Genomic DNA, 25,220 nt, shown 5'->3' with positions numbered 1-25,220 from the left:
CCACCGCTGTTAATGCCCTGGGGGGGGGGGGGGGCGGTGCCCCCCCCCCCCCCCGGCGCTGATGTTTCATTGACTACCGGGCCATTCAGAGAGCTGCTGACTTTGGGCGCTGGAACAACGCTTTACTGCCAGCAGCATCCTGCTAAGAGGCGTGTGTTTCGGGAAGAGGCTCTTTCACCGGGCGGATCCTGAACCAGATAGAGTACATGGCCGGCAGGAAGACCAGGGTTATGACGGTTCCTCCCAGAGTACCGCCTATCAAGGTGTAGGCCAGGGTGCCCCAGAACACTGAATGGGTCAGCGGGATGAATGCCAGGATCGCTGCCATTGCCGTAAGCAATACCGGCCGTGCTCGCTGCACCGTGGCCTCGACCACGGCGTGAAACGGGTCAAGACCTTGCTTTTCGTTGTGGTCGATCTGTCCGATCAGGATCAAAGTGTTGCGCATCAGAATGCCGGACAAAGCGATCAGCCCTACCAGGGCATTAATGCCGAAAGGCTGGTTGAACAAGAGCAAGGCAGGCACTACCCCGACCAGTCCAAGCGGTGCGGTCAGGAAAACCATCACCATCGCGGACATGGACCGTACTTGGATGATGATGATCAGCAGCGTGACGGCAATCATGATCGGAAACAGCGGCAGCAACGCTACGGTGGCCTTCGCCGACTCCTCGATAGAACCGGCCTGCTCGATCCGATACCCGTCTGGAAGGCTGGCGATGATGGGCTGCAACTCGCTTGCGATCTCGGAAGAAACGTCCGGCGGCTGCAGGTCCTCTGCAATATCGCCGCGCACGGTGATGGTTGGCATGCGGTCACGGCGCCGAAGAATGGGATCCTCCATGCGCACACTGGCCTCGCCTATCTGGGAAAGCGGGATCCGCTGACCTGCCGAACCTGTCAGAGTGAAGCCCTCAATCTTTGCAGGATCGAGCCGGATACCGCCTGCTGCCCGCCCGATCACCTCCACCGAACGGATATCTTCACGAACAGCCGTTATCGGTACACCCGAGAGTAAAAACTGCAGCTGCTGGGCAACTGCGCTGGACGTAAGCCCCACTGCCTGCAACCGGTCCTGATCCAGAGAGAAATGCAGCGTCGGCACCCTTGGGCCCCAATCGCTATTGACCGTGCGCATCATAGGGTTTGCCTGCATGACGCTTTGCACCCGCCCCGCGATCTCACGCAATTTATCGGGATCTGGTCCAATCACCCGGTATGCGACAGGAAAGGGCGAATAAGGGCCGAAGACAAGCTGAGTCGCTCGAACGCGCGCTTCGGACGCGAGCCCTTCAGCGACCGCTTGCCGAATATGCAACTTGAGCGCTTCGCGCGCCTCCTGGCTGTCCGTGAGCACGACGATTTTTGCAAACGATGGATCCGGTAACTCAGGCGCCATTGCCAGGTAAAACCGCGGGGAACCCTGCCCGATATAGGAGGTTACGATTTTCGCGGCATTCTGCTGTCGGAGCCATGCCTCGATCTTCGCCGTCGTCGCACTGGTCTGTTCAATCGAGGTGCCATAGGGCATTTGCACCTCGATCAATACTTCAGGACGATCAGAGGTTGGGAAAAACTGCTTTTTGACCAGTCCCATTCCCACAATGGCCACGGCAAATATCAGAACGACCCCACCCGCCACCCACCATTTATGCCCGATCACGCGGGTCAACACCCGACGGAAACGGTCGTAATGCCGCGTGTCATAGATCGCGGCATGCCCACCTTCCACCGGTTTGATCTCGGGCAGCATCTTCACACCCAGATAAGGCGTGAAGACCACAGCGACTACCCAGGAGGCAATCAGAGCAATGCCTACGATCCAGAACATGTTGCTTGTGTATTCGCCGGCCGTTGACTGTGCAAAACCGTTGGGCATAAAGCCAACCGCCGTGACTAAAGTGCCGGCCAGCATGGGCGCTGCAGTGTGGCTCCAGGCGTAGGCCGATGCCTTGATGCGGTCATAGCCCTCTTCCATTTTCACCACCATCATTTCGATAGCGATAATGGCGTCATCCACCAACAGGCCAAGCGCCAGGATCAGAGAGCCCAGGGTAATCCGGTCAAAATTCTTGCCCGAGGCTTCCATGACCACAAACACGATCGCCAGTGTGAGCGGCACTGCCGCCGCTACGACGACACCCACGCGCCAACCCATGCTGAGGAAGCAGACCAGCATCACCACGAGCAGCGCGACGAAGAATTTGATCATGAACTCGTCAACGGCCGAGCTGATGTTCACTGATTGGTCGGTGACCTTCGAAAGCCCCATTCCCAGAGGCATGCCCTGGTTGATTTTGACCGTTTCGGCATCCAGCGCCTTGCCAAGGTCCAGCCCGTTCCAGCCATCACGCATGACGATGCCTAACAACAAGGCAGGCTCACCCTGGTTGCGGACCATAAAGGTCGCGGGGTCCTCATACCCACGCTCAACAGTCGCCACGTCTGACAGCTTCAACGTTCTAGCCTGCACGACGATCGGGGTATTGCGGATACTGTCGAGCTTGTCGAAAGCGCCATCCAGGCGCAAGAGCACTTGGGGCCCGCTGGTTTCAATCGAACCGGCCGGGGTCAAGGCATTCTGGCTGTTCAGTGCAGCGAAAATATCCTGGGGAGCAATACCCAGCGTGGCCAGCCGCTCATGGGAGAACGACACGAAGATGCGCTCGGTCTGCTCGCCGATAATGTTGATCTTTTTGACGCCCGGCACATGCAGCAGACGCTGGCGCAGCGATTCGCCATCGCGCACCAATAAACGTTGGGGCTCCCCTTTGGCCTTGAGCGCAAACAACGCGAAGGTCACGTCCGAGAACTCATCGTTGACCATCGGGCCAATCACGCCCGCAGGCAGCGATTTGGCCGCATCACTCAGCTTTTTACGCGCTTGGTAGAATTCTTCCTGCACCTCGGAGGGCGGGGTTTTATCCAACAGCGAAACGATGGTGAAGGCCATGCCTGGGCGGGTGTAGGTCTCGCTGCGGTCATACCACTTCAATTCCTGCATGCGTTTTTCAAGGGGCTCGGCCACCTGATCCTGCATCTCTTGCGCGGTCGCACCCGGCCATACAGAGATGACGGTCATCTGTTTGACGGTGAACGGCGGGTCTTCTGCACGGCCCAGTTTGAAAAAAGAAAGCGTCCCCGCGATGCCGATCAACAAAATGAGAAACAGTGTGATGGACCGTTCGCGAACGGCCACTGCAGAAAGATTGAAACGGGACGCGCTCATGGTCGCTCCCCGTTGATACCGTCACCCGGCTGCTGGACCAGCACTTGCTCACCTTCGTGAAGTAAATGCGCTCCCAAGGCAACAATCTGTTCACCAGGCTTGACGCCGCCACTCACCGTCGCCGAGTCATCGCTCAAACCCAGCAGTTGAACCGCACGCCAGGAGACGGTCGCCGGCGTTCCCCCTACCACCCAAACGCCAGGGCCCTTGCCCGAGTCGTAGATGGCTGCCATTGGAACCGCGAGCGCAGGCTGGGCAGCCTTGCCGTCCGAGAGACGCAGCGTAACGGTAGACCCCAGCGGCGCGTTGGCGTCATCAAGCACATACCGTGCTTCGAATGTACGCGTGAGCGGATCGGCTGCGTCAGACAGCAGCCTGAGCCTGGCAAGGATGACCTTCGTATCGCTGCCGTAGAATTTAGCCTGAGCCAGGTCGCCGATGGCGGGCCGCACGGTTTCGGGCAAGTGAATAATGGCCTCGCGAGGCCCCGCCTTTGCCAGCCTTGCGACGGGTTGACCTGCGCTGACAACTTGCCCGGGCTCTGCCAGCGTTTCAACCACCACACCGTCGGCGTCGGCCAGCAAAGTGGCGTAGCCCGTGGCATTGCGCGCGACATTGGCCTGAGCTTGGGCGGCATTCAGTTCCGCCTTGGCCGTGTCGGCCATGGACTTGATCCGGTCGTATGCCGAGGCGGAAATCGCGCCTGCGGCAACCAGATCGCGATTCCGTGCTTCCTCATCGGCCGTTTGTTTGGCGCGCGCACCGGCGGCCGCAACGGCCTGCGTTTGGGCTTGCGTCTGAAGGCCCAGGTCGATGGGATCGAGGCGCATCAGGGGCTGTCCCCGTTTGACTGGCTGCCCCGTGTCAACCAGGCGCTCCAAGACCTTCCCCGACACACGAAAGCCCAAATCGCTTTGGACGCGAGCGACCACAACACCGCTAAACGATCGCGATGCCCCATCGGCGCTTGCAACAATGGCGGTTCTTACCAAAGGTGGCTGGGTTCGCGGATCGCGTTCGCTCGACGACTCACCACACGCAGTCAATACGAACGGAATTAAGCAAACGGCAATGGTTGCAGATCTGGACCGACGCATGGGATCCCTGGCTCATATCAAGTGGACAGGGAAGTGATTCTCTATAAAGTGACCAATTTAGTCAATGGTCACAGAGTTATGGAGCCAAGCTTCTTAGTATCAGCGCGGACAGATGCACCGGGGCGGTGGCCACAATGTCCAGGTTGTATTGCAACTGGACCGGGCTGATGTAGGGACGCATGACCAGATGGATCGCCTGAACGGCATCATCCAACGGGGTCTTTCGCTCGAACTCCCCAGACTGTCGTCCTTCGAGAACAATCTCCCGAACCAGCATTCCCAGGCGCTCGTCATGTGCCACAGCAGAGGGCCACTGGTCTCGCCCCGCCACAGCGGCGATGTCATAGAGCTTGCGGTCGTGGAAAAACAGATCACTCCCAGCCTCTACAAGCGCGCGGAACATGCGCCGCAGCTTCTCGGAGGCTGTTGGCGCATCCGAGATCGCCGACTCTACGATGGCCATGATCATCGCCAGCCGGTTGGCGCAAATCACCTCACCGATAGCCTGCTTGGAGTCAAAGAATTTGTAGATGTAGGCTTTGGAGAATCCAATGGCCTTGGCCAGATCGGAGACCGTGGTCTTCTCATATCCGTAGTGGCCGAAGTGCTGAGTGGCCGCTTCCACAACCTGGTCACGAACGCTATGGTCCGATGGCCCGCGAGGGGGCGTTGTTTTCATTTGATTAGTCATGTTTCCAGCTTAGCTCCACGAGCCCTGATTGACAACGAGTAACCATATCGTGATATCGTCACAGCCTACCTCAGATCAGGGAAAATTCAATGCGCTCGCTCTCTGTGTACGCACTGGTCATCAGTACCAGCCTACTGGCGAGCTGCGCAGTGGGCCCGGATTATCTACGTCCACAAGCACCGATCAAAGACCGTTATCTGACGCAACCTGGTCTCGAAACCAATACTACCGTGGGTTCTGCAAGCAATGTCGTTTGGTGGCAGGGTTTCGATGACCCCTTGCTCAGTGATTTAGTCTCGCGGGCTCTTGCGAAAAATCTGAACCTGGCTCAATCCGACGCTCAACTCACCCAGGCGCGGGCAAAACTCGGTTTTGCGAAAGCGGCGCTTCTGCCCTCCGGGAACATTAGCGCCCAGGCGGCACGCTCATATCAGTCGGTAGAGACACCGCTAGGCCAGGTCCTGGACTCCACGCCAGGCTATGATCGCTATGGCAATTCCTACGAAGCTGACCTCGGTGCCAGCTGGGAACTGGATGTGTTCGGCGGGCTGCGCCGCAGCAGGGAGGCAGCATTGGCCGAGTATCAGGCGTCTGAGGCAGGCGTCAGTGCAGCGAAGCTTGCAGTCGCGGCCCAAACGGCTGATACCTACATTACTGTCCGTGGCCTGCAGGCCCGCCTGGCTATAGCCGGCGAGCAAGTCAAAACGCAGGAAGATCTGTTGGAGAAGGTTCATCTTCTATACGGCAAGGGGCTGACTCCAGAGTACCAAGTGCGTCAGACCCAAGGCGAGCTTGCACAGGCGCAGGCGAGCGTGCCAGTTCTGCGCGCGGCGCTTGATGCGGCTATGAATGGGCTGGACATCATGCTTGGCGTGCCCCCTGGTACCAATCGTCAAAATTTGGCGACAGCCCAAGGCATCCCGCGCCCTCCGCATCTCACGTCGACCGGCACACCCGCCGACCTTCTGCGCCGCAGGCCCGACCTCATCGTGGCAGAGCGTCGGCTCGCCGCTTCGAGCGCCCGGATTGGAGCGGCCGTGAGCGAGTACTACCCAAAGTTTTCCTTTAGTGCGTTGGTCGGGAGTGCGACAGCAGTCTCCAGCGGCAATCTGTTCAGCAGCGGAGCGAACCAATCGGCAGGCATTCTAGGGCTGCGCTGGAGACTGTTCGATTTTGGCCGGGTAGACGCTCAAATCGAGCAAGCCAGGGGCGGAGAAGCTGAAGCGTTGGCTGCTTATCGGCAATCGGTCTTGCAGGCCACTGCCGATGTTGAAAGCGCTCTCTCCGCCCTGGCCAATCGAGAAGATCAGGCTGCAACGCTGACCAGAGGTGAAATCGCACTCACCGCCGCCAGACAATCTTCATTAACGGGATATCAAAAAGGCGCGGTCAGCTTGATTGAAGTGCTGCGCGCCGATGAAAAGCTGCTGCTGACATCCGATGCTCGCGCCCAGGCGCAGACAGAGTCGGCGCGCTCGGCCGTCGCCGTATTCAAAGCACTTGGTGGCGGATGGCAACCGACGCAGCCCGTCGTTGGCGCTCGATAGTCCTTGGAGAGCACGCCTATGCCGCTTCGCTGAGATCCCTATAGGTCAGCAGGCACCTACCTGAACGTCATACCCTGCCCCGAAGTCATAAAAACATTTCAGCCACGCCCATCAAGGTGCCTTATGCGTTTGATACCCGAACTGAACAGCGAAGCTCACGTGCTGATTTGCGGCGCCAGTCGAGGTATCGGCCTGGCACTCTGTGCGGCATTGCTGGCTCGCGATGATGTGGCTCAGGTGTGGGCAGTATCGCGAAGCGCCACCACCTCCACAGAGCTGGCAACCCTTGCAGCGCAATACGGCGACCGTCTGAAACCTGTCGACTGCGACGCGCGTAATGAGCAATCCCTCGAAGCGCTCGTGAGCGAAACGCTTGCAGGCTGCGAGCAACTGCACCTGGTTATCAGTGCGCTGGGCATTCTTCATCAGGACGGCGCCAGAGCAGAAAAGGGGCTGGCACAGCTGACCCTTGCAGGCCTGCAAGCGAGCTTCGCGACCAACACCTTTGCGCCGATCCTGCTGCTTAAACACCTGCTTCCGTTATTGCGCAAACAGCCTGCTACGTTCGCGGCGCTCTCCGCGAGGGTTGGCTCAATCGGCGATAACCGATTGGGTGGCTGGTACAGCTACAGAGCCAGCAAATCGGCGCTCAACCAGTTACTGCACACCGCCAGTATCGAATTGAAACGCCTGAACCCTGCCTCTACTGTCCTGGCCATACACCCGGGCACGACCGACACGGAGCTGTCTCGGCCCTTCCAGGCGAACGTGCCTGAGGGCCAACTGTTCGAACCGGCGTTCTCGGCGGACCGCATTCTTGAGGTGGTCGGCGCACATGGGCCGGCCGACAGCGGGACCTTTTGGGACTGGAACGACAAACCTATTGTCTGGTGACGTGTTCCACTGGCGAAGACATGACTTCGATCATTACTTCGCCAACGCTTTCACCAAGGCTGGCGTCACGTAATGCGGGCCATCGAACAGGTACAGCGGATAGCCGTCGTAGGCGGCCAGCTGCGGTTTGAGCTCGGCGGCCGTTGCGGAGCGGAAACCGCCGCCGTAGTTGGGGCGGAAGGCTTCGACGATGATGCGCACGCGGTCCTTGCCCAGGCGTTCGCGCAGGGTGTCGGCGTAAGTGCGGGCGACCGGTGCGGTGCGGGCGTAGACGCCGACCCCATCCTGGAAGAACACGCCGATGTCGTCTGGCAGCCATTGCTTGAGCCAGTCTGCTGTGGCGGCCGGGCCGATGTTGGCGCCGTCATACACGCTGATCCACAACGGCCGCGGAAGCTTGGCCAGCAGCGCGGGCAGCTCCTTGGCGCGGGTCCAGCTGGGGTCGACTTCGGCCGGGAAGTAATAGCCCGTCACGTGCAACAACGTCGGCAGTCTGGCGATGCGCTCCGAGACGGCAGCCAGTTGCTCGATGTTGTCCCGGGAGCGGTTCTCGCTGAAATATCCGGCCAGGCCGATGATTACATCCTGGGCCCAAGGCTCTTTGGCAATACGTGCCCAATCAGGCAGCACCGGTACGTTCGGCAGACCGGTGCCTGGCACGAACGCCTGATCGTCGACCACTGTCCATTGCACCAGCAATTCCCTGGCACCGATCTGGTCCCATTGCCCCTTGATGCCGACTGTTTTGTTATCGGGCTGCCAGACAATTCCAACGATGCCCGGGTCCAGCCGTTTTTGCGTGGTGGCGTAAAACATGGCGGTGCCTGTGACCAGTGTCGCTGCAAGCAGCAGAACACCTAGAGTGGCACGCCGGGGGGTCCTGCCGAGAACTTTCAAGGAAGCGCCTTTTTGATGCGCTGGCGCCACTGGCCCAACGACGTCACTCCCTTGGCATTCCACTGGGCGGCTGCATCGGGGCCGAGGTGGAACTGGCCCTCGTTGAATTGCCACACGATCACCTGCGGCTTGTGCTGAGCAAAGTCCGGTGATTCCAGGTACTGCAGCAGTGTCGCCCAGGGGCCGACGTCGCCGGGGTTCCAGGTCAGTGTGACCTGGCGGTCCAGGGCGTTGGACAGTTTCTGCGTATAGCCAAGGTAAGGCTGCACGAAGCTGTTGCCGATGACCTGAACAGGTGCCGGGGCGTCGTCGATCAGCAGGTCTTTCTCGACCTGATGGCGCACGGTGTAAATGTCTCGGCCGATGGCCTTGCGCTTGATGGACGGCAGAAAGTTGCTGGCCAGATCGCCGAAGGCGCGCCTGTCGAACCATTCCCCCAGCACTGCACCGCCGCCGGGCTCACCCTCCAGGCGATAGCGTGCGGTGATCAGTTTCGCAGTGGCATCGGCTGTGTTTTCAGCGCTCCAGGCGGTCCAGTGGTAGTCGGCCCGGTAAAACGCCGTCTGCTTGCCTTGCTCGGTGGCTTGCAGTATCGGCTTGATGTTCAGGGTCGTCAGGCCAGCCTTGGCCAGTTCGCCTTGCAAACGGTCATAGCGCTGCACCACGGCCGGGCTCAACGGATGGTCGGCGGGTAGCCGTTGGGCGTAGAACGGCGCTTTCATCGGCACCACCAGCACCACGAGGGCGATTTTCTCCCGTTCAAGTTGCTGCTGGACGTCCTTGATCAGGGCGATGTCGCGCGCAATGCCGGGGTTATCGACGGTGTTCAGGCTTTCCCACGCAGGAAATAACCAGCCGCCCTGCCCGGTGATCACTGCCGAATCGGCCTGGGCAGCGGTGCCGGACAGGCTCAGCAGCGCGCCGGCGATCAAGCCGGATACCGAAGGGCGGCGCAGGATGTGGCGAGGTTTTACTAGGAAGGTCATGGGGCAGTCTGGTCAACGAGGCCGATCAGGCGGGGGGTCTGGCGTGAGCCGACCAGGAACAGGCTGTAACGGTCACCGGCCTTGAAGGGCTCAAGCTTGAGCGGCAGGCTGGCGCTTTGATCGCAGCTGGCAATCAGGGTCGCCTGCACCGGATTGATGGTGCGCTGCGCCTGGCCATTGAGCGGCAGCTGGCTGAACACGCTGGAGCCGTTGGCCAGCTTGATCTCGGCTTTGTCACAGCCGGCGCTGAGGTTGTAGACGTTGAGTTCGGCGCGCAAGTCTTTGCCCCGCGGCTGCGGGTCGATCACCACCCGGGGGGCGGCCGCTGGATCACTGTTCAGAATCACCGTGACAAAGGCGTTTTTCGGCACGTTCAGGCCCTTGAGCTCACGCTGGTTGACCGTAATGCGCAGCGGTTGCCGCGAATCCACCACCTGGAAAGGACTGGCCACCACCGACTGCGCAGACAGGGCAACGCCGGGCTTGTTGTCCACGCTCACTTGCACGGCGCCGTCGGCGGGATTGACCACCCGCACCCAAGCCGAGCCTTCCGGCAGTTTCGGCGCATAGAGTTGAGCGATTTCCGACGCAGCCTGAGCCACTGTCGACGCCATGCCCAGGCTCAGTCCGAGCCCCATCAGCCAATACATACGAGGGTGCATATCCGTCCTCAATAGGAGTAAGTCAGGCGAGCGAAAACACCTTTGGCGCGGTCATCGCCAGACACTTTCACTCGGTATTGCAACGAAAAATCCACATAGGAGCGCGGCGCGTTGTACGCGTCTTCGCGGAACCAGTAGCGCACGTTGTTGCCCACGCCGACGCCAGCGGCATGGCCGGAAGAATATTCGGTGCTGCCGTCGGAGCGGGTGTCGCTGTCCATCTTCGAGTCGTAGTCGTACGCGGCCACCACGTGGGGGAATGTCACCCAGCGCGAGCCGGCACCGCCAATGGCGTAGCTGCGACCGCCTTGCCATTCGCTGTTGATGTAGTTGCGCGAGTCGTTGACGTAATGACCGGTCTCGGCGAACAACTGCGACGTCCACCAGCTGGGGACATCAACCCGCAAATCGGTGCCGATGCTGGAGCCGTAACCCAGGCGCAACAGCCAGTCGCCGTCGATGTCGGAGGACCCCAGGGGAAAGGTCCGTTCCACGGCCGCCATGACGTTCAGCGAGGTGAACGGCTTGACCCGCACGCCCAAGGCGCCTTGCAGCGCATCCAGGCCGGTGTCCGAGTCGCTGTTCTTGCTCCACAGCGTATCGGTGACCCGGCCATACAGCTCGACGAAACGGGCGTTGCGGTAACCCAGCGGACGCCACGACAGTTCGGTGCTGTTTTGCAGGCTGTCGTTGCTGCTACTGCCGCTCCCGTTATTGCCATTGCTGGTGCCGGTGCTGGGCGCCGAGCTCAAGCCACTGCTGGAACTGTTGCCGCGATAACTGGTGGTGCTGGTCAGGCCCCAGGTGCGCGACACATCGGCCACGGCGCGGCGGGTGTCGAACAGCTGCTGGTCGGTCATGTCCAGTTCGCCGGCATTTTTGGCGTCGATAACCCGCTTGAAATAACCCACAGCGTGTTCGTCGTCACTGACCCGCATCGCGTTGTAGGCCGCGTCCTGAGTCGCCGTCGGCGCTAGAGGCGTTGCGGCGTCAGCTTTGCGGAATGACTCATGGGCGCTGTCATCGTCGCCGGCCTGCACCGACAGGTAAGCCACTTGCAGGTCGCTCATGCCGTCCAGCTCGCCAGCGTCGCGGGCTACCTGCAAACGTTCCCGCGCCGTGCGACGTTGGCCCAGCTCGGCATAAAGGCTGGCTTCTTCATACGTGGGCAGGCTGCCCAGGGCCAGGGCCTGGGTGAAATCCTTGCGGGCACCGGCATCGTCACCGGTCTGCTGGCGCAACCGACCGCGCTGGGCCAGCAGGCGGGCGTCGTCGCCATTGGCTTGCAGGCCATCGCTGGCCGCCGCTATCGCTTCGGGCAAGCGCTTCTGCTCGGTCAGGGCGCTGACCAGCAGGCTGCGATAGGCCGGATTCTGCGGCGCCCGGCGAATGGCTTCGCTGGCCAGAGCCGCAGCCGAAGCGGCGTCCTTGCGGGCCAGCGCAGCGTAAGCCTGCACCGCCGTGTCCGTGCCGCCATCGCGCTGGTTGCCCGGCCAGATATCGCAGATCAGGCCGAACGCGCTTTCCTGGCAGTTAAGGGCCGGCGCCGGAAAACGCGTCGCGGTTTTCAGGCCATTGTTCTTCTGGCGCAACGCGACCTGGGCGGCGGCGCGACGGCGGGCGACTTCACCGCCCGTGTCGGCGGGCAGTTTTTGCAATTGATCCAGGGCCTGCTGCGGCTCGTTGTTGGCCAGCGCCAGGTCGGCGGCGAAAAAGCGAATCTCGCGCACTTCAGAATCCAGCAAGCCTTCGATGGACAAGGCCCGGTTCAGGTCGGCCTGTGCCGCCTGAGTCTTGCCCTGACGGTCAAGTGCGTAGCTGCGCAGAATCCACGGCGCGGTTTCGCCATCGTCCTGGGCCAGCGCGCCGGTGGCGGCCAGTTCGGCGGCGCGGTAATCCTGGGTCGCGATCAGCGCGCTGATCAGCAATTGCTGGTGAGCGCCGATTTCCGGTGCCCAGGCCACGGCCTTGCGGGCCTGATCCACGGCCAGCGGCAGGTTGCCTTGTTCCAGCGCGCGATAACCGGCGATGGCCAGTGGCGCGGCCAGTTGGCGGCGAATGGCTTCGCGGCGCATCAGCAGGGTGTCGTCATCCGGGAAAACCCGCAGGGCTTCGGTGGTGGCCTGATCGGCTTCTTCCAGATGCTGTTGGCGTTGCAGGGATTCGATCAGCAGCAGGCGATAATCCATGCGCTTGGGTGCCTGGGCGATCGCCTTGCGAGCGGACTGCGCGGCGACGCCGAAGTTGTCGCGATCATAGGCCTTGAACGCTTGGGCCGCCGCGCTGAAACCGGGGGCCGGGCGCGACGGCGACTGCGACGGCGGGTAGCGCTTGGGGTTGTCGCGCTGTTCCTTGTCACGTTGTGCCTGCACGATCAGCCGGTTCAGACGGGTGACATCGGCCCGCTGACGCAAGGCTTCGCGGGCCTTGGCGATGGCCAGGTCGTAGTCCTTGCGGTCGTAGGCGCTGTAGGCCTCACTGGCCGCCTGGTAAGCGGGACCGGTCAACGGCAGGGGCAGCACTTCGCCATGGACCAGCGCAGGCAAAAGGGTCAGCCCCGTGGCCATGAGCGTCAGGAAGGGGCGGTTCATGCCGGGAACTCCGTTGGGTAATGACTGTGCTGACGGGCCACGGCCTGTTCGATGGTGGTCCGAGGCAGCACGCCGCTGTCGACGAGATAGTCGCCAATGCGACCGTGGTGCTGCGGGCGGTAATTGAGCATGGTGCGGTTGAACACGTCGCGGTCCAGCAGCCCCATTTCGATCAACAGGTCGCCCAGCATCGGCGCGCGGGCATTGGGCACCGGCTGGCCATCGAGCGCGTTGACGTTGCGCAATTGCGCAACGATCTCGCTTTCACGGGCAATCAGTTGCACCGGCTCGCTGCCCAGCTCATCGCTGATCTGTTGCAGGCCTTCGGCGGACAGCGGGCTCGCGACAGCGATCTGCGCACGGCCTGCCTCGTTGATCCCCAGCGGCACAACACGCCAGCGCAGCGCAAACTCGTCGGCCAGCAGCGAGGCGTCGGCTTTGTGGGCGACATCGAACACCCGCGGCAGATCGTTCTGGAAGGCGATGGCTTCAGCCAGGGTTTCGTCATCCAGCCAGCCGTGGCTGAGCAAAATGCGGCCCAGTGGCATGTGGCGGGTTTGTTGTTCGTCGAGTGCCGTCTGCAGGTTGGTGTCGTTGATCGCCTGCCAGGACAGCAACACGCTGCCCAGCTTGCGCGGTGCGGCTGCCACCAGGTCGGTGGACGGGAAGTCGTGCATGGTCTTGTCCCAGACCAGCTTGCGATTGAGCGCCTTGCCGACCAGAAACATGCGCCACGCCCGGGAGGCGGCCATGAAGTTAACGAAGTTGCCCACCACCATGCGCGGGATCGACAGCAAACCGTGCTGCCAGCCATACAGCACCGTCGTGAAGTAGCAGCGGTGCAGAATGCGCCAGCCCAAGGCCAGACCGTTGGCAATCAACAGGTACTTGATCCAGCCGTTGGATTCGAACGGCGTCGGGAAGCTGACGTTCCACAGCCCGCTCTGGCGCAGGATAATCAGCGCCACCAGTTGCACCAGAATCACGTAGGCCAGGATGCTGACAAACGCTGTCACCACGCCCTTGCGATCGCGAAACAGCAGGTATCGGTTGGCCAGCGATCCGTTCCAGCCCATCTGCTCCCAGCCTTGCAGGCCGATCCCGAGGGTCCAGCGCGCTTTCTGGCGGAATGCCGTGCGGAAGGTGTCCGGGAAGAATTCACGGACACACAGTGGCATCTTCAGGGTGGATTCATAGGGTTTGCGGAACCACGACTTGCGCAGCACCCGGAACTCCACCGGGAAGCGTACGAAAATGGCGTTCATGCCGACTTTGGCCAGGCGCGCGCCAACGTCGTAGTCCTCGGTGAGGCTGTCGGTGTTGAACGGCTGGTTCTGGGTTTCCCCGGCCAGCACTTTCAAGGCCCGGTGCGAGAAGCAGGTGCCGACGCCGGCCGAGGGCACGGTATCGGTCATGCTTTCGCGGACCACCAGGTCCTTGCCATGCCATTCGGCAAACTCATCCATGTAGGTGCCGGCTACCCATTCATACCAGTTGCGTTCCAGGGAAACGACCGGCAGCTGGATCATGTCCTTGCGCGGCAACAGGTAGTTGAACAGGCGCAGTTCCAGCGGGTGCAACACGTCCTCGCTGTCGTGCAGCACGACGCCGGCGAAGGTCATGCCGTGGGTCTGTTCATGCAGGAAAATCGCCTGAATCACCCAGTTCAGGCAGTCAGCCTTACAGGTCGGCCCGGCATGGGGGACTTCCACGCGATGCAATTGCTTGTAACGCCGACGCATGCGCTCCACCTCATCGATGGTGCGCTGGTCGTTGATGTAGGTGCCGACGAAGACCACGTAGTTCTGGTAGTCGAGGGTCGACACCATGTTCTCGATCATCGGCGCGATGACGTCGTATTCCAGCCAGGCCGGAACCATGATCGCCAGTGGCTGTTCGTCCCGGTCCAGCAATTGCCGGGCGGTCAGTGGCCGGTATTTGCGGTCCGCAGTGAACTTGCGAAACAGGCGGCGAGACCAGTACCACAGGTCAATGAACAGATCGTCCAGGCTGGAGATCAGGATCAGCACCGCGACCACAATGGTCGCGACCTCCAGGAAGCTGTAGTAATGGGCCAGCCAGTACGGCCAATAAAGCGACGTCATCGAAGGGTTCCGTTACTGGCGATTGCGACGGGCGCTACGGCCGGCCAACATCAGGATGAGCACCAACAGGATGCCGCCGGGGATCAGCCACAACATCGAAGGTGTGCGCCAGGCGTCCAGGCCCTTGGGCTCTTCTCTGTCGATGAACTGGCTGCCGTTTGGATCCTGGGTATCGAAGGTGTTCACGACACCGTTGTCGCCCAGGATTGACACGTCGCCGCGGGTCAACAGCACCGGCTTGGCGAACACAGGGGCTTCGCTGCCAAGAACGCGATAGACCAGACCGTGCTGACCACCGGCATCCACTGCCTGCAATGACGCCAGGTGGTTGAGCGGCGACAGGTCCAGCAGCGGCTGGTCCTTGTGGTTGATACGCAGGCGACCCTGGTCATCTACCTGAACCGATTCCTTGCTGTCCTTGAGCGGCAGCTCGAAGGCCAGGAAGTCTTTGTCCGGCGTGACCGTGGCTTTAGGGTCGCTGCTGACTTTCAGTTCAGCGCGCAGCGGCGAAACGCCCGCCCCGTCAGCCACCGAGATCACCTGCGGCAAGCTGCTGGCCGGGTGATCCAGGTAAGCCTGGGGCACGAGGATCTGAGTGTTCGTGGCGTAACGGGCGGCCATGCCGGAGAAACCGTCATCCAGGGAAATCTTGTCCAGCACGATGTGGCTGGTCGGCAATACCGAAACCGGGAACGCTTGCGGCGTTTCCAGGCAGCGATCACTGACGGGCTGACGCTGGAACGAGACCCGCAGGACGTTCCTGGAACCCAGGGCGTAGCTCGGGATGCGCGCTTCGATGCGTTGCTTCTCGCCGTTGGCAAGCAACTGTTGCGCGCCGATCAGGTAGTCGTTGAGGAACAGTGACGCCACCGGAGCGGTGTCCGAAGCGCCAGGGGCGGCGGACACATCGATCACGGCCTTGACGGGCAGGCGACCGTCGTAGGCCACGCTGCCCAGTGGGAACGTAGCGCTCCAGTCGGACTTGGCGAGCACGTCGATGGTGCCGGGGTTGCCGCCCAGATTGCTCAGGGCCACACGGCCATCGGCACTCAATGGCATCTGCGCTTCGCTGACGGTCAGCGTGCGACTGCGGGCCAGTTTGTTCCAGGCGCTGCTGAACAGGGCCATGGCCTTGCCGGCCGCGTCAGGGGCGATCATCAGTACCGGACGAGTGCCGAGCAGCGCCAGACGCACATTGTCCGTACCCTTGGCGGCCATACCGGCGTTCACGTGACGTTCGCGCCATTGAGTAAACGCACCGCCCGCTGAGGCATCCAGACCTTGAATCTGACTTTGCAGGGCGTCCAGAGATTCGTTGATTGCCTTGAGCAATTGCGGGTCGTTGATGGCCAGGTCGGCCTGCACATCAGGGGTCTGGCCGAGCATCAGCAATGCGCCGATTTCCGCCGGGTTGGCCAGCGTATGCGAGCCCTTGCCGTTGAGAGCGGCGAAGGCGGGAATGCTCTGCAGTTCGGCCGGAATGCGCAGGGCGCTCAGGTCAACGCTGTCCTGTACGGCAGGGAAGGACAGGATGCGCGCATGTTTGCCGATCCGTTCCAGGGCCACGCCCAGGCGCCAGGCGGCGTCGTAAGAGCCGGCTGCCAGGCTGCCCGGAGCGACCATGATGCCCGGCTTGCCCGGCAATGCGGCCCAGGCAGCGCCGACGTCCTGCAACAGGTTGGCGTCGTAGCTGTAATTGAGGCGGGTGTCCGGTTCGATGCGCAACACGTTGCCGATCGCGCGTTCGTCTTCACACAACACGCGAGACACGATCGACGACCAGGCCACGCCCAGGCGCACCGAGCCGCTGTTGCGAGCGGCTTTGTCGACGCCCAGCGTGGAGCTGGCGTTGCCTTGCGCTTCGCTGAGCCCTTCGGCCCGTACCGGATAACCGTCCAGGGACAACAGCAAGGTGTTGCGACCGCCCTCCCCGTTGAGGTAACTGGCGTCGAAGGTCAGCGACGCGTCGGTCAATGGCACACCGGCTGGAACCGGCAGGTACAGTTCGCGGCGCGAATCCGTGGAACCGAGCACGATGGGTGCATCGATGCCCAGATCGCTCAGGCGAATCTCCCGGTGTTGCTGGGTATCGGCGTTGAGTCGGTTGATCGCCTCGGTGAGCGGGCTGTCCGCCGCCAGGGCAAAGTTGGGCACGAGCGCGAGCAGGCTCACGCCACAGACAAGGGCGCTAAGCGCGCCCGTTTGGGTGGCAACGGAAGACTTCATTAAGGCAGATCTCAAGCTGATAGAGGGGCGGTCGTTCGATCGGTCGTTATTGGTACGTGGAAGCCGGACGGTCGCTGTCCGGTGTCGGGGCGCGTTGCCCATGCTCAAGGTATTTGGGCACGTGCAGCTGGCCGACCACGAAGTCGTTGACCGGGCGGCCCATCAAGGCATCGACGATGCGCGAACTGGCCTTGCCGTCGCCATAGGGGTTGGCCGCCTGGGACGCGCGTCGCCACAGCAGGTCATCGTCAAACAGCGCGTTGACGCCGCTGATGATCGAGTCCGGTGAAGTCCCGACCAGCCGCACGGTGCCGGCCGCAACGGCTTCGGGCCGCTCGGTCACCTCGCGCATGACCAGTACCGGTTTGCCCAGGCTCGGCGCTTCTTCCTGCACGCCGCCGGAATCGGTAAGGATCACGTGGGCGCGCTGCATCAGGCGCACGAACGCCAGGTAATCCAGCGGTTCGATCAGGTGCACATTGGCCAGGTCGCCCAGGTGCTCGGTGACCGGGCCCAAGACGTTGGGATTCAAGTGCACCGGGTAAACGATCTGGATATCGCTGCGCTTGGCCAGTTGACGCAAGGCTTTGCAGATGTCCAGGAAGCCGTCACCGAAGTTTTCCCGACGATGGCCGGTCACCAGCAGGACTCTGCGGTCGCCCCGCAGGAACGAGAATTGCTGATCCAGTCGGGTACGCAGTTCAGCGTTTTCCTCAATGCGTCGAGCGGTCAACTGCAGGGCATCGATGACCGTGTTGCCGGTCACGAAGGAACGCCCTTGCAAGCGCTCGCCCAGCAGATTGCGGCGCGACTCATCGGTCGGGGCGAACAGCAGGTCGGCACTCAAATCGATGCAGCGGCGGTTCATTTCTTCAGGCCACGGGCTGTAGATGTCACCGGTGCGAAGGCCGGCTTCGACATGACCCACAGGGATGCGGCGATGGAAGGCACACATCGACGCCACCATGGCGGACGTGGTGTCGCCATGCACCAGTACGCGGTCCGGCCGGGTGATTTCAAGCACCGGATCAATCGCTCCGTACAGCGCGGCGGTCAGCGAGTTGAGGGTCTGGTGCGGCGTCATCACATCCAGCGTGAAATCGGCTTTCAGATCGAACAGCTCCAGCACCTGCTTGAGCATGCTCTGGTGTTGGCCGGTGATGCAGATCTGCGAGTGAATACCCGGCTCTGCAGCCAGCGCTTTCACCAACGGAGCCATCTTGATGGCTTCCGGACGTGTACCGAAAATCGACAGGATTTTAATCCCGGAATGACTACGAGCGATGATGCCCTCCTCACACGGCTTGTCCGCGCCTTCTCGATGCTCCAGGCGTGATCGCCTCTTGAGCAAACAGAGATATTGAGTTTATGGGGCCGGGGACTTAATCAGAATGGAGGCTTGATATTTCACTTCGTGTGAGATGGCGCATTGCCTTGCTTCCCGGAGCAGGCCGGATTATTAACATTAATATCGATGACTGCAAAGGCAGATATGCAAAATGAATGTTTAATTCGCCAGTGTGAAACTTTCGAAGTAATGGACAGTCACTTAGGGGTTTTGTTTTAGTTGAGAAGGGTAACTTACGAAGCAACTAAACAGGCGTTTGCGCCAGTGTTTCCGGGGAAACGAGCATTAACACGCGCCGCTCGTCTGCAAAATTGGATCTTTTCTTATATACCGTTGTCGCGACGAAAGCTATACCAGGGTTTGCATAGAGACAGTTAATCCAATGCACTTTCGATAGTCACCCTAATGGCGCCTGTATATTGTCGAAACCGATAGCGAGAGTGTCTGACAATACATGTCGAGTTGCAAGCCCGTTATGTATCGGAAAGGAAATAGTTGAGGTCGCCGCGCGGTGGCTTTCATGCAGCGCAAGGCATCTTCGCTGTACTTACCTGTTCAGCGTGATGCCTTCGGGGGGGGAAAATTCGCTTCGAATGGTCAGGGTCAGGGTCGGTGTGCATTAAACCGTGCCTCGCCTCGATCTCGCGCGACCTTGTCGCCCGCCAACAGGCCACCCTGGAAGCCCATGTCGGGCGCAAAGGGGAAGGAAACATCCACAGCCGACGCGCGCCAACCTGACTGCCGCTCCTGCCAGGCATGCCTCCCAGAAAGAAGCATGCGGCAAGAATCATTTAGAGCGTGCCCGCTACGGTGCGCACCTCTTCTGGTGCAGCTTTGGTTTCTGACAAGGCGCCGGCATAGGCGCCAGCCGCCATGGCTACCGGATTGCCGCCCCCGCCGATCAGGCCTTTGGCCCCACCTTCGGCGATATGCAAACCGCCTTCGACACCGCCTTTGAGTATCCCGCCAACACTGCCATCAGACTCACCGATGCCTGTCGCCACGCCACTCAAACCGGGGACCATCCACATTGCCTCGCCCACTTCGCCAGCGGCGGAAGCCAGGCCGTTCTTGTCAGCACCTTTCTCGTCCACATGGGCATCCCTGGTCTGACTCCGGGCAGAATCGCCGGCGGAATGCGCACTCGCCCCGCCGCCGAACGGCTGCAGCAGCGCCCCGATTAACTTATCAAGCAGCTCCATCAAGGGAGAAGACGGCTTCGACGCCTCACCGCTGTTGCTCAGCCCCTGACTTTGCTCAGCCAGCGACTTGTTTTGCATAACGGCCGGCCCGCCATTCCCGGCAGGGCTGCCATAGTTGACCGCGCCCGTGGCGGACTGCGTGGCGTACTGCGAATTCTGTGTGCTTTGATAAGCCCGATAAATCGCCGAGCCGCCGCTGGCCAGAGCCCCGGTGCCTTGAGCCACGTTGCTGAAGTTGCCGGTGGCTCGGCTGCCGCCATTGCCGGAATCAGTGGGGGTGTTCGACGGCTTTGCAGCGTCAGGGGTTGGTTTGCCGTCGGGCCTGGAGGCATGGGGGGTGATATCAGGTGTCTTGGGCGGCGAGGCGCCGAGTCCGGGTAATTTCACGTTTTTTCTCCAAACTGAAAGGTCGGTTGGCAGTGCCCCAAGCCCACTCATGACCGCTTGCACAGGTGCAGGCGTGCTGGATGTTGTAACGGGGCGATCGCTGTGAGGTTCGCGTGGTGAGTGGGTAGCCCTTGTGTGGCGCTGGAGAGCAGATCGGTTCCGGGGAAATAATGGGGGCGAAGGCTAGTCACCGTTGCGGTGCAACGGGAGACATCCGCACACGGGTGATCTTACCGTCGCGCACTTCTGCAAGATCGATACTGCTAATGAGGGGCGGGCCTTTGGCGAAGTCGCCAGCGTCGAACTCGATCCACATCCAACCGACCTGTGAAGATTTTTCCGCAGGGCTTTGTTGATCTGTGCGAATTGAAGGTAAGGCGCGGAGGAAGAGTAAACAGCACTCTCGGCAGCACTGTCAGACAGGGTTTGCTCCCAGAGCTTTGGTGTTCAGCAGACGTACGCCCAGACCAATGAAAATTGCACCCGTGATGCGCTTCAAACTTCGCACCCACCAGACGGATTTAAGGCGTTTGCTGAATCGGTAAGCCGTGTAGCAGTACACCGAGTGAACGATGATCACGGTCGCCGCGATAGTCAGGTACATGACGATAAACTGCCCAAGAACCGACCGATCGTGATCAATAAACTGCGGTAGGAAAGCGCAAAGAAAAATCAGCGTTTTGGGGTTGCTCGCTGAGACCAAAAACGATTCTGTGCCGATTTTCCAGTTCGATAATGGAGCGCAGGCGGTTTTTACTTCTGTTTCTGATTGGATCGCCGGGGTGCGGGCGAATAATTGACGCGCCCCTAGATAGATCAGATAACCGGCTCCTGCGATTTTTAAAATCAAAAATGCCGTAGGAATAGCGATCAGAATGGCGCCTACCCCTAACGCCACTCCACTGGTGACCAACATCTGCGCACTGAGATTGCCCAGCAGCGTTACGGCCATAGCGGGAGGGCCGCAACGCAACGCATTGCTCACGACCAAAAGTACGTTCGGTCCAGGGGACAGGGTCGTCACCAGATAGGCTAATGCGAAAGTAAACCAGAGGTGCAGTGTCACGGAAAGCTCCTTAATTGAGCGACCGACTTGCTAGAAGGTCAGCAATTCCATTTGCGTATTTCGGAGGCAGAATCTCATGGCTGACCCTGCGCAGCAAGCGACAGGAAACCTCCCCTTGGGGATGAAACTTGTATCGCCCCAAGGCCCACCGTCGCCCACGATATCGAGTAGATTTCCGTTCCGCTACGCAAACCAGGCCAGAAATCCCCACAGCTTTTTTGCAGTCTCAAATCTTGCATGGCCGCACATCAACACCGCCGGTAGGAACAGCAGGGCAACCGCGCCAAACATAAATGAACACTCGGTCCATCCTGCCCAGAAGCTAGCGCTTGAAACCAACACTGCAATTGTTCCTATCCAGAAGCCATGCCACCGGTCACGGGACTGATCGGGATATTTTCCAAACATCTACAATGCCCCCCTTTGCAGTTGCTTCTGCGGAGCACGATGCATTGCGATGCGCCTCAATGCACAAACTTCCAGGCAGTTACAAGGCCAAGGCCGCGTAGGCAGAACGACCAACGCCGGTCACAAACTTCTGCATTCAAAGCGCCGGCTCTTCGGCTCTACTTCGCAGATAGCCTGCCATCGCAGCGAAGCGGTTGCGGGTTTCCCATTCGAAGATTCTGTTCACCAGCGAATCGAGTATACGCCCTAACCACCTCGGCCGAAGTTGCACGCCAAACGTGTAAATCAACTCCGAGGATTTTTCATCGATGTCGCGATGCCGCATTGAAGCGGCCCACCAGTGAAAACAGCCAGCGGGCTCAACCAGCACCGCCGCTGCAACCTGTCCAGGTCGATAATTAACGAATCGGGTGCGCATAGCAAAAAAGCGCTTCCAGCCTCGCCCCTCATTCACCGTGATCGCACCTATGTAAGGGTGACTGCCCCCGCCCTCCACCGCTCCATGAGCCAGCAAAGTGTCCCACCGTTTGCGAACGGTGTGATTGTGAAAGGCTTCGAACACGTCGGCTGCGCAAGCCGGCATAACCAGAGCGATTCGCCGCTGTGTCATAGGGACTCCTCGGTAATGTGGGAGGTTATATTCCACCGTCGAAACTCAGCGTCGAAGTCCTCCAGTTTCAGAAGCCCCATGCACGGGATTGCACCGGTCAATGAAAGCTGTCCGCTCGCCAGCTTGCAGGCAAGGAGCACGGCCGCCATACAGGGGATTTCCGGACCGTTTCCTTCAGGGGCGGTAAGTTGCCAAGTCAAACGGCGTTGCTCGCCCCCCTCAACATTCCCAAGCACCTGAACCTTCATTGCACCAACGTCGGTTCCAAACCGGTCAAGGATGAGATCGGAAATCGCGTTCAAACGCGCCGCCCAGCGGTGCATCGGTAATGGCAGACCCAGTCGCCTTAACGCCGCGGCCAACCAGAGCGCGACATGTTGAACCCGAAGCTCCAATGCAGCATGGAACTCAACATCGCGCACCCCAGGATATCGCTCAGGAAACAGTGCAAGATCGGGAACGTCGCACGCGGCTCCCCAGCGCGGAGCCAGACCGGAAAACGTAAAGCGTCGGATATCCTGCCACCCGTACTGCACCCCCCAAGCCGCACCGTTCCATCGCCCAAATCCCAGTCCTGCGTAGCCGAAAACCGCACTGATCGTCGCCATGCCCCTCGCCGCCTGCTGGCCGGGAGCGATGACAGTGCTGATGGAGTTCACGCGTAGAAGCGAGTTGGATAGATGATCGACCACGGCTGAAGAAAGCCCCGGTACACTGCTGGCCCCTGACACGGCGAGGACTCCCGCCGCTTTTGCCGAGGCGTCGACCTGATCAGAGAAGTTTGCGACGAAGTCTCGACCGTCTGCGAGATCAAGGTAATGGGCGCCCGCAGCGCACGAGGCCAGCGCGACGCGATAATCTTGATTTTGAAAGGGCCCGGCGCAATGAATCACCAAACCGGGCGCGGCCTCAAGAAGGCGTGCCTGGAAATCGGGGGAGTTGATATCAAGGGCCAGAGTTGCAACGGTCTGGCCAGAACCGAACGTATGCGTGGAGCTCCCGGGCCTACGACTGGCTGCGACGACTGTCAAACCTGCGACTTGGGAAAGCCGCTGGCAAATCCGCGCTCCAAAATTACCCAAACCGCCGATGACGATGACACGCATTGCCTGTCCTTAGCCGAACTTTAGTGGCAAGAGTATACGGGTGCGGCATGCAATTCGATCAACAGCAAACTTACTCGACTGACTGTCTGGATTATCCAGTCAGCCAGTGCAAGTCCGCTAATTATGGATGGCCGTAGCAACCTCTGGGCAACCTCAAGAACGAAACCTCGCCCCAGAGATTCCACGCAACAAAACCCCAGAAGCCACAAACGCCAACGAAGCGAACATCACATTCGCAAAATACCCGGCGCTCAAGCCATACAGCCAGGCGCTCAACAGCCCACCCAGCGTGCCCCCCCGTTTGATACACCGCATTGAGCGATGAATTAAGACTTCCTCTCCGCGACGCCTCAACCAGCCGCATGGCGTCGCCCAGTATCAGCGCCAGCATCAGGTCTCGTCCGAACGCGAAGGCCATGTAGGCCGCGCCCTGTGCAAACGGCGAGCCTTCGCCCCATGGGATCACCTGAATCACCGCCGCGATCGCCATTGAGGCGACGGCGCATAAGCGCAACGGATTGTTGAATCGGCTGGCAAGCCTCGCGGAAAGCATCGCGCCGAAGAGTCCGCCGACCTCACCAATGAAGATGACCGAGCCCACGGTATCGACGCCAAATGACGAAAGCCCGTGTTGCACGAGCCAGCTCGGGTAAAGCCCCAGAAAGACGTAAACGCCAATCGACCAGCAAAAGTACGCCGCCATCAACGGGCGCGTTCCGGGGCTGGCCGACAGCGACGTCAATCGCTCCTTGTACATGGCCCGGCTAATTGTGGAGGAGGACAACGAGGCTGAAGGCGGTGCCGGGAAGGTGAGCGCCAGACCGGCAAGGGCGGCGCAGACAACCGCCAGGCCGATGACCGTGACTTGCCACGACAGCAGCCCTCCCACAACGACGCCCATGGAAAGTGAGCACAGAAAGGCAATCGGCGCTGCGGTGGTGACATACCCGGCCGCCCTGGCGCGTTTAGGCTCGGGGACATAGTCCGCTAGCGCGGCGAAAATGGATGCGCCAATCATCGGCATGAACATCCCCGTCGCCGCACGGCTGAGCACGATCATCGAGGCACTGTGGGATGCGGCGGTGAGGAGGAGCGTTAGGCAGCAAGCCGCGCCGCCCACGATGATGAACAGCTTCCTGCCGAGGCGATCAATCAGCGGGCCAAGCGCCAGGTTACTGATCAGCGCCACCACTGGAAAAGCAGCCAAAATCCACCCGGACTCGCTGGGAGAAAGGCGCAGATCACGCTGAACGAACGGCAGCAGCGGAATCATCATCACCACGTTGAAGTTGATGATGAAAAACGCTATCCAGAGGATTCCGGTAACCAGCACGTGAGCCCCCCTTGTAAGCGTGGTGTCCGACAGTCGAGCCGGCGTGTCAGGACGGCATCAGCAACTGCGGCAGTCCGGAAAGGTCCTTCAATACGGCGTCAGGTTTCCAGGCGGGATCGAGGGTTTCGCTCTCTCGATCAATCCAGACGCACCGAATCCCCAATTCCTGGCAGACCTTCAAGTCACTGAACTGGCCCATGGCGACATGGATCGTCTCCTCTTTTGTAACACCTATCGTGGCGTAAGCGTGGCGGAAAAGCGCGTGATCAGGCTTGTACGCCCTCGCCTGCTGGGCCGTGATAACGAAATCAATTGGCGTACCGATTGCCGTGATGGTGTCGGCGATAAGCTCATCCGAGGTGTTGCTGATGACGGCGATCCGGTAATGCTGGCGCAGCCGGGCAAGGGCTTCGGGTACGTCAGGGTGGGGCTCGATCCGCCTGAGGGCCGCGAGCAATATCTCCAGGTCTGCCGCCGTGGCGTCATGACCGGTTTCACGCAACGCCTGGTTCAGGCTCGCACCGAGTACCGCTTCGTACTCAAGGAAAGGCGATTGTTGCTGATGCTCCATCGCTATCTCACGCAGGCGAGCCGCGAAACTTGCGATGCTTTCCTTTGAGGCCGTAACCGTCAGATGCCGCTCAAGGATGGAGGCAGCCGCTCGCCGTACGGCGTCATGCCACTGAACAAGGGTGCCATAGCAGTCAAAAGTGATGACTTTGGTGCGGGAATCAAGCTCAAGCATGGACGTGTTCTCCGAGGCTGCGCAGTGAGATCGCGTGCTGATCAGGAATGTACGGATACGGGCTTAAACTCAGTAGCCAGCATGCTTGAA

18 protein-coding genes are annotated in these 25,220 nt (G+C 60.6%); 2 read left to right on the top strand and 16 right to left on the bottom strand.

Annotation, left to right across the window (positions count from 1 at the left end; translation table 11 throughout):
- Window positions 1-142: 142 nt before the first annotated feature.
- The 3 genes from QMX88_RS18315 to QMX88_RS18305 form a co-directional block, all read right to left on the bottom strand.
- Window positions 143-3,229: an efflux RND transporter permease subunit gene (locus tag QMX88_RS18315; RefSeq protein WP_282371736.1), complete on the bottom strand. Its 3,087-nt coding sequence runs from the start codon at window positions 3,227-3,229 to the stop codon at window positions 143-145.
- Window positions 3,226-4,326: an efflux RND transporter periplasmic adaptor subunit gene (locus QMX88_RS18310; RefSeq protein WP_282371735.1), complete on the bottom strand. Its 1,101-nt coding sequence runs from the start codon at window positions 4,324-4,326 to the stop codon at window positions 3,226-3,228. Before QMX88_RS18310 ends, QMX88_RS18315 begins: the two co-directional genes overlap by 4 nt.
- Window positions 4,327-4,402: 76 nt before the next feature.
- Window positions 4,403-5,017, bottom strand: coding sequence for a TetR/AcrR family transcriptional regulator (locus QMX88_RS18305; protein WP_282371734.1), 615 nt, complete (start codon window positions 5,015-5,017; stop codon window positions 4,403-4,405).
- 89 nt (window positions 5,018-5,106) lie between these two features.
- Here QMX88_RS18305 and QMX88_RS18300 point away from each other — a divergent pair, with 89 nt between their 5' ends.
- Both QMX88_RS18300 and QMX88_RS18295 read left to right on the top strand, forming a co-directional pair.
- Window positions 5,107-6,564, top strand: a complete 1,458-nt coding sequence (locus QMX88_RS18300) for an efflux transporter outer membrane subunit (RefSeq protein WP_282371733.1) — start codon at window positions 5,107-5,109, stop codon at window positions 6,562-6,564.
- A 123-nt stretch (window positions 6,565-6,687) separates the two neighbouring features.
- Window positions 6,688-7,458, top strand: coding sequence for an SDR family NAD(P)-dependent oxidoreductase (locus QMX88_RS18295; protein WP_282371732.1), 771 nt, complete (start codon window positions 6,688-6,690; stop codon window positions 7,456-7,458).
- 33 nt (window positions 7,459-7,491) lie between these two features.
- Here QMX88_RS18295 and QMX88_RS18290 read toward each other — a convergent pair whose 3' ends face one another.
- The 13 genes from QMX88_RS18290 to QMX88_RS18230 all read right to left on the bottom strand — a co-directional run bounded on the left by QMX88_RS18290 (window position 7,492) and on the right by QMX88_RS18230 (window position 25,130).
- Window positions 7,492-8,274 (bottom strand): hypothetical protein, encoded by a 783-nt coding sequence (locus tag QMX88_RS18290; RefSeq protein ID WP_282371731.1) that lies wholly within the window; start codon window positions 8,272-8,274, stop codon window positions 7,492-7,494.
- A 77-nt stretch (window positions 8,275-8,351) separates the two neighbouring features.
- On the bottom strand, window positions 8,352-9,341 hold the full coding sequence (locus QMX88_RS18285; RefSeq protein ID WP_282371730.1) for an alginate O-acetyltransferase AlgX-related protein: 990 nt from the start codon (window positions 9,339-9,341) through the stop codon (window positions 8,352-8,354).
- A complete protein-coding gene (locus QMX88_RS18280; RefSeq protein ID WP_282371729.1) occupies window positions 9,338-10,003 on the bottom strand; it encodes an alginate O-acetyltransferase AlgF in 666 nt (221 codons plus the stop codon). Before QMX88_RS18280 ends, QMX88_RS18285 begins: the two co-directional genes overlap by 4 nt.
- An 8-nt stretch (window positions 10,004-10,011) precedes the next feature.
- A complete protein-coding gene (locus tag QMX88_RS18275; protein ID WP_282371728.1) occupies window positions 10,012-12,594 on the bottom strand; it encodes a bacteriophage N4 adsorption protein A in 2,583 nt (860 codons plus the stop codon).
- The gene (locus QMX88_RS18270) at window positions 12,591-14,699 is read right to left on the bottom strand and encodes a glycosyl transferase family protein (protein ID WP_282371727.1); all 2,109 of its coding nucleotides are present in this window, start codon (window positions 14,697-14,699) and stop codon (window positions 12,591-12,593) included. Before QMX88_RS18270 ends, QMX88_RS18275 begins: the two co-directional genes overlap by 4 nt.
- A 12-nt stretch (window positions 14,700-14,711) precedes the next feature.
- Window positions 14,712-16,925: a hypothetical protein gene (locus QMX88_RS18265; RefSeq protein ID WP_282371726.1), complete on the bottom strand. Its 2,214-nt coding sequence runs from the start codon at window positions 16,923-16,925 to the stop codon at window positions 14,712-14,714.
- 46 nt (window positions 16,926-16,971) lie between these two features.
- Entirely contained in the window at window positions 16,972-18,189 is a 1,218-nt protein-coding gene (wecB, locus tag QMX88_RS18260; RefSeq protein ID WP_282371737.1) for a non-hydrolyzing UDP-N-acetylglucosamine 2-epimerase, read from the bottom strand.
- Between the two features lie 875 nt (window positions 18,190-19,064).
- On the bottom strand, window positions 19,065-19,862 hold the full coding sequence (locus tag QMX88_RS18255) for a hypothetical protein (protein ID WP_282371725.1): 798 nt from the start codon (window positions 19,860-19,862) through the stop codon (window positions 19,065-19,067).
- A gap of 415 nt (window positions 19,863-20,277) precedes the next feature.
- Window positions 20,278-20,928: a LysE family translocator gene (locus QMX88_RS18250; RefSeq protein WP_282371724.1), complete on the bottom strand. Its 651-nt coding sequence runs from the start codon at window positions 20,926-20,928 to the stop codon at window positions 20,278-20,280.
- Window positions 20,929-21,472: 544 nt separating this feature from the next.
- Window positions 21,473-21,946 carry a hypothetical protein gene (locus tag QMX88_RS18245; RefSeq protein ID WP_282371723.1) on the bottom strand — a complete coding sequence of 158 codons (474 nt, stop codon included), beginning with the start codon at window positions 21,944-21,946 and terminating at the stop codon, window positions 21,473-21,475.
- Entirely contained in the window at window positions 21,943-23,052 is a 1,110-nt protein-coding gene (locus QMX88_RS18240) for a saccharopine dehydrogenase NADP-binding domain-containing protein (RefSeq protein WP_282371722.1), read from the bottom strand. Before QMX88_RS18240 ends, QMX88_RS18245 begins: the two co-directional genes overlap by 4 nt.
- Before the next feature lie 121 nt (window positions 23,053-23,173).
- Window positions 23,174-24,385, bottom strand: coding sequence for an MFS transporter (locus QMX88_RS18235; protein ID WP_282371721.1), 1,212 nt, complete (start codon window positions 24,383-24,385; stop codon window positions 23,174-23,176).
- Between the two features lie 46 nt (window positions 24,386-24,431).
- Complete coding sequence (locus QMX88_RS18230) at window positions 24,432-25,130, bottom strand: haloacid dehalogenase type II (RefSeq protein ID WP_282371720.1); 699 nt, start codon at window positions 25,128-25,130, stop codon at window positions 24,432-24,434.
- Window positions 25,131-25,220 lie beyond the last annotated feature (90 nt).

Origin of the sequence: Pseudomonas sp. PS02290, assembly GCF_029960075.1 — a bacterium.
Classification (GTDB): domain Bacteria; phylum Pseudomonadota; class Gammaproteobacteria; order Pseudomonadales; family Pseudomonadaceae; genus Aquipseudomonas.
The sequence above is the reverse complement of the archived record's forward strand: the minus strand, read 5'-3'. Positions and strand labels throughout refer to the sequence as shown.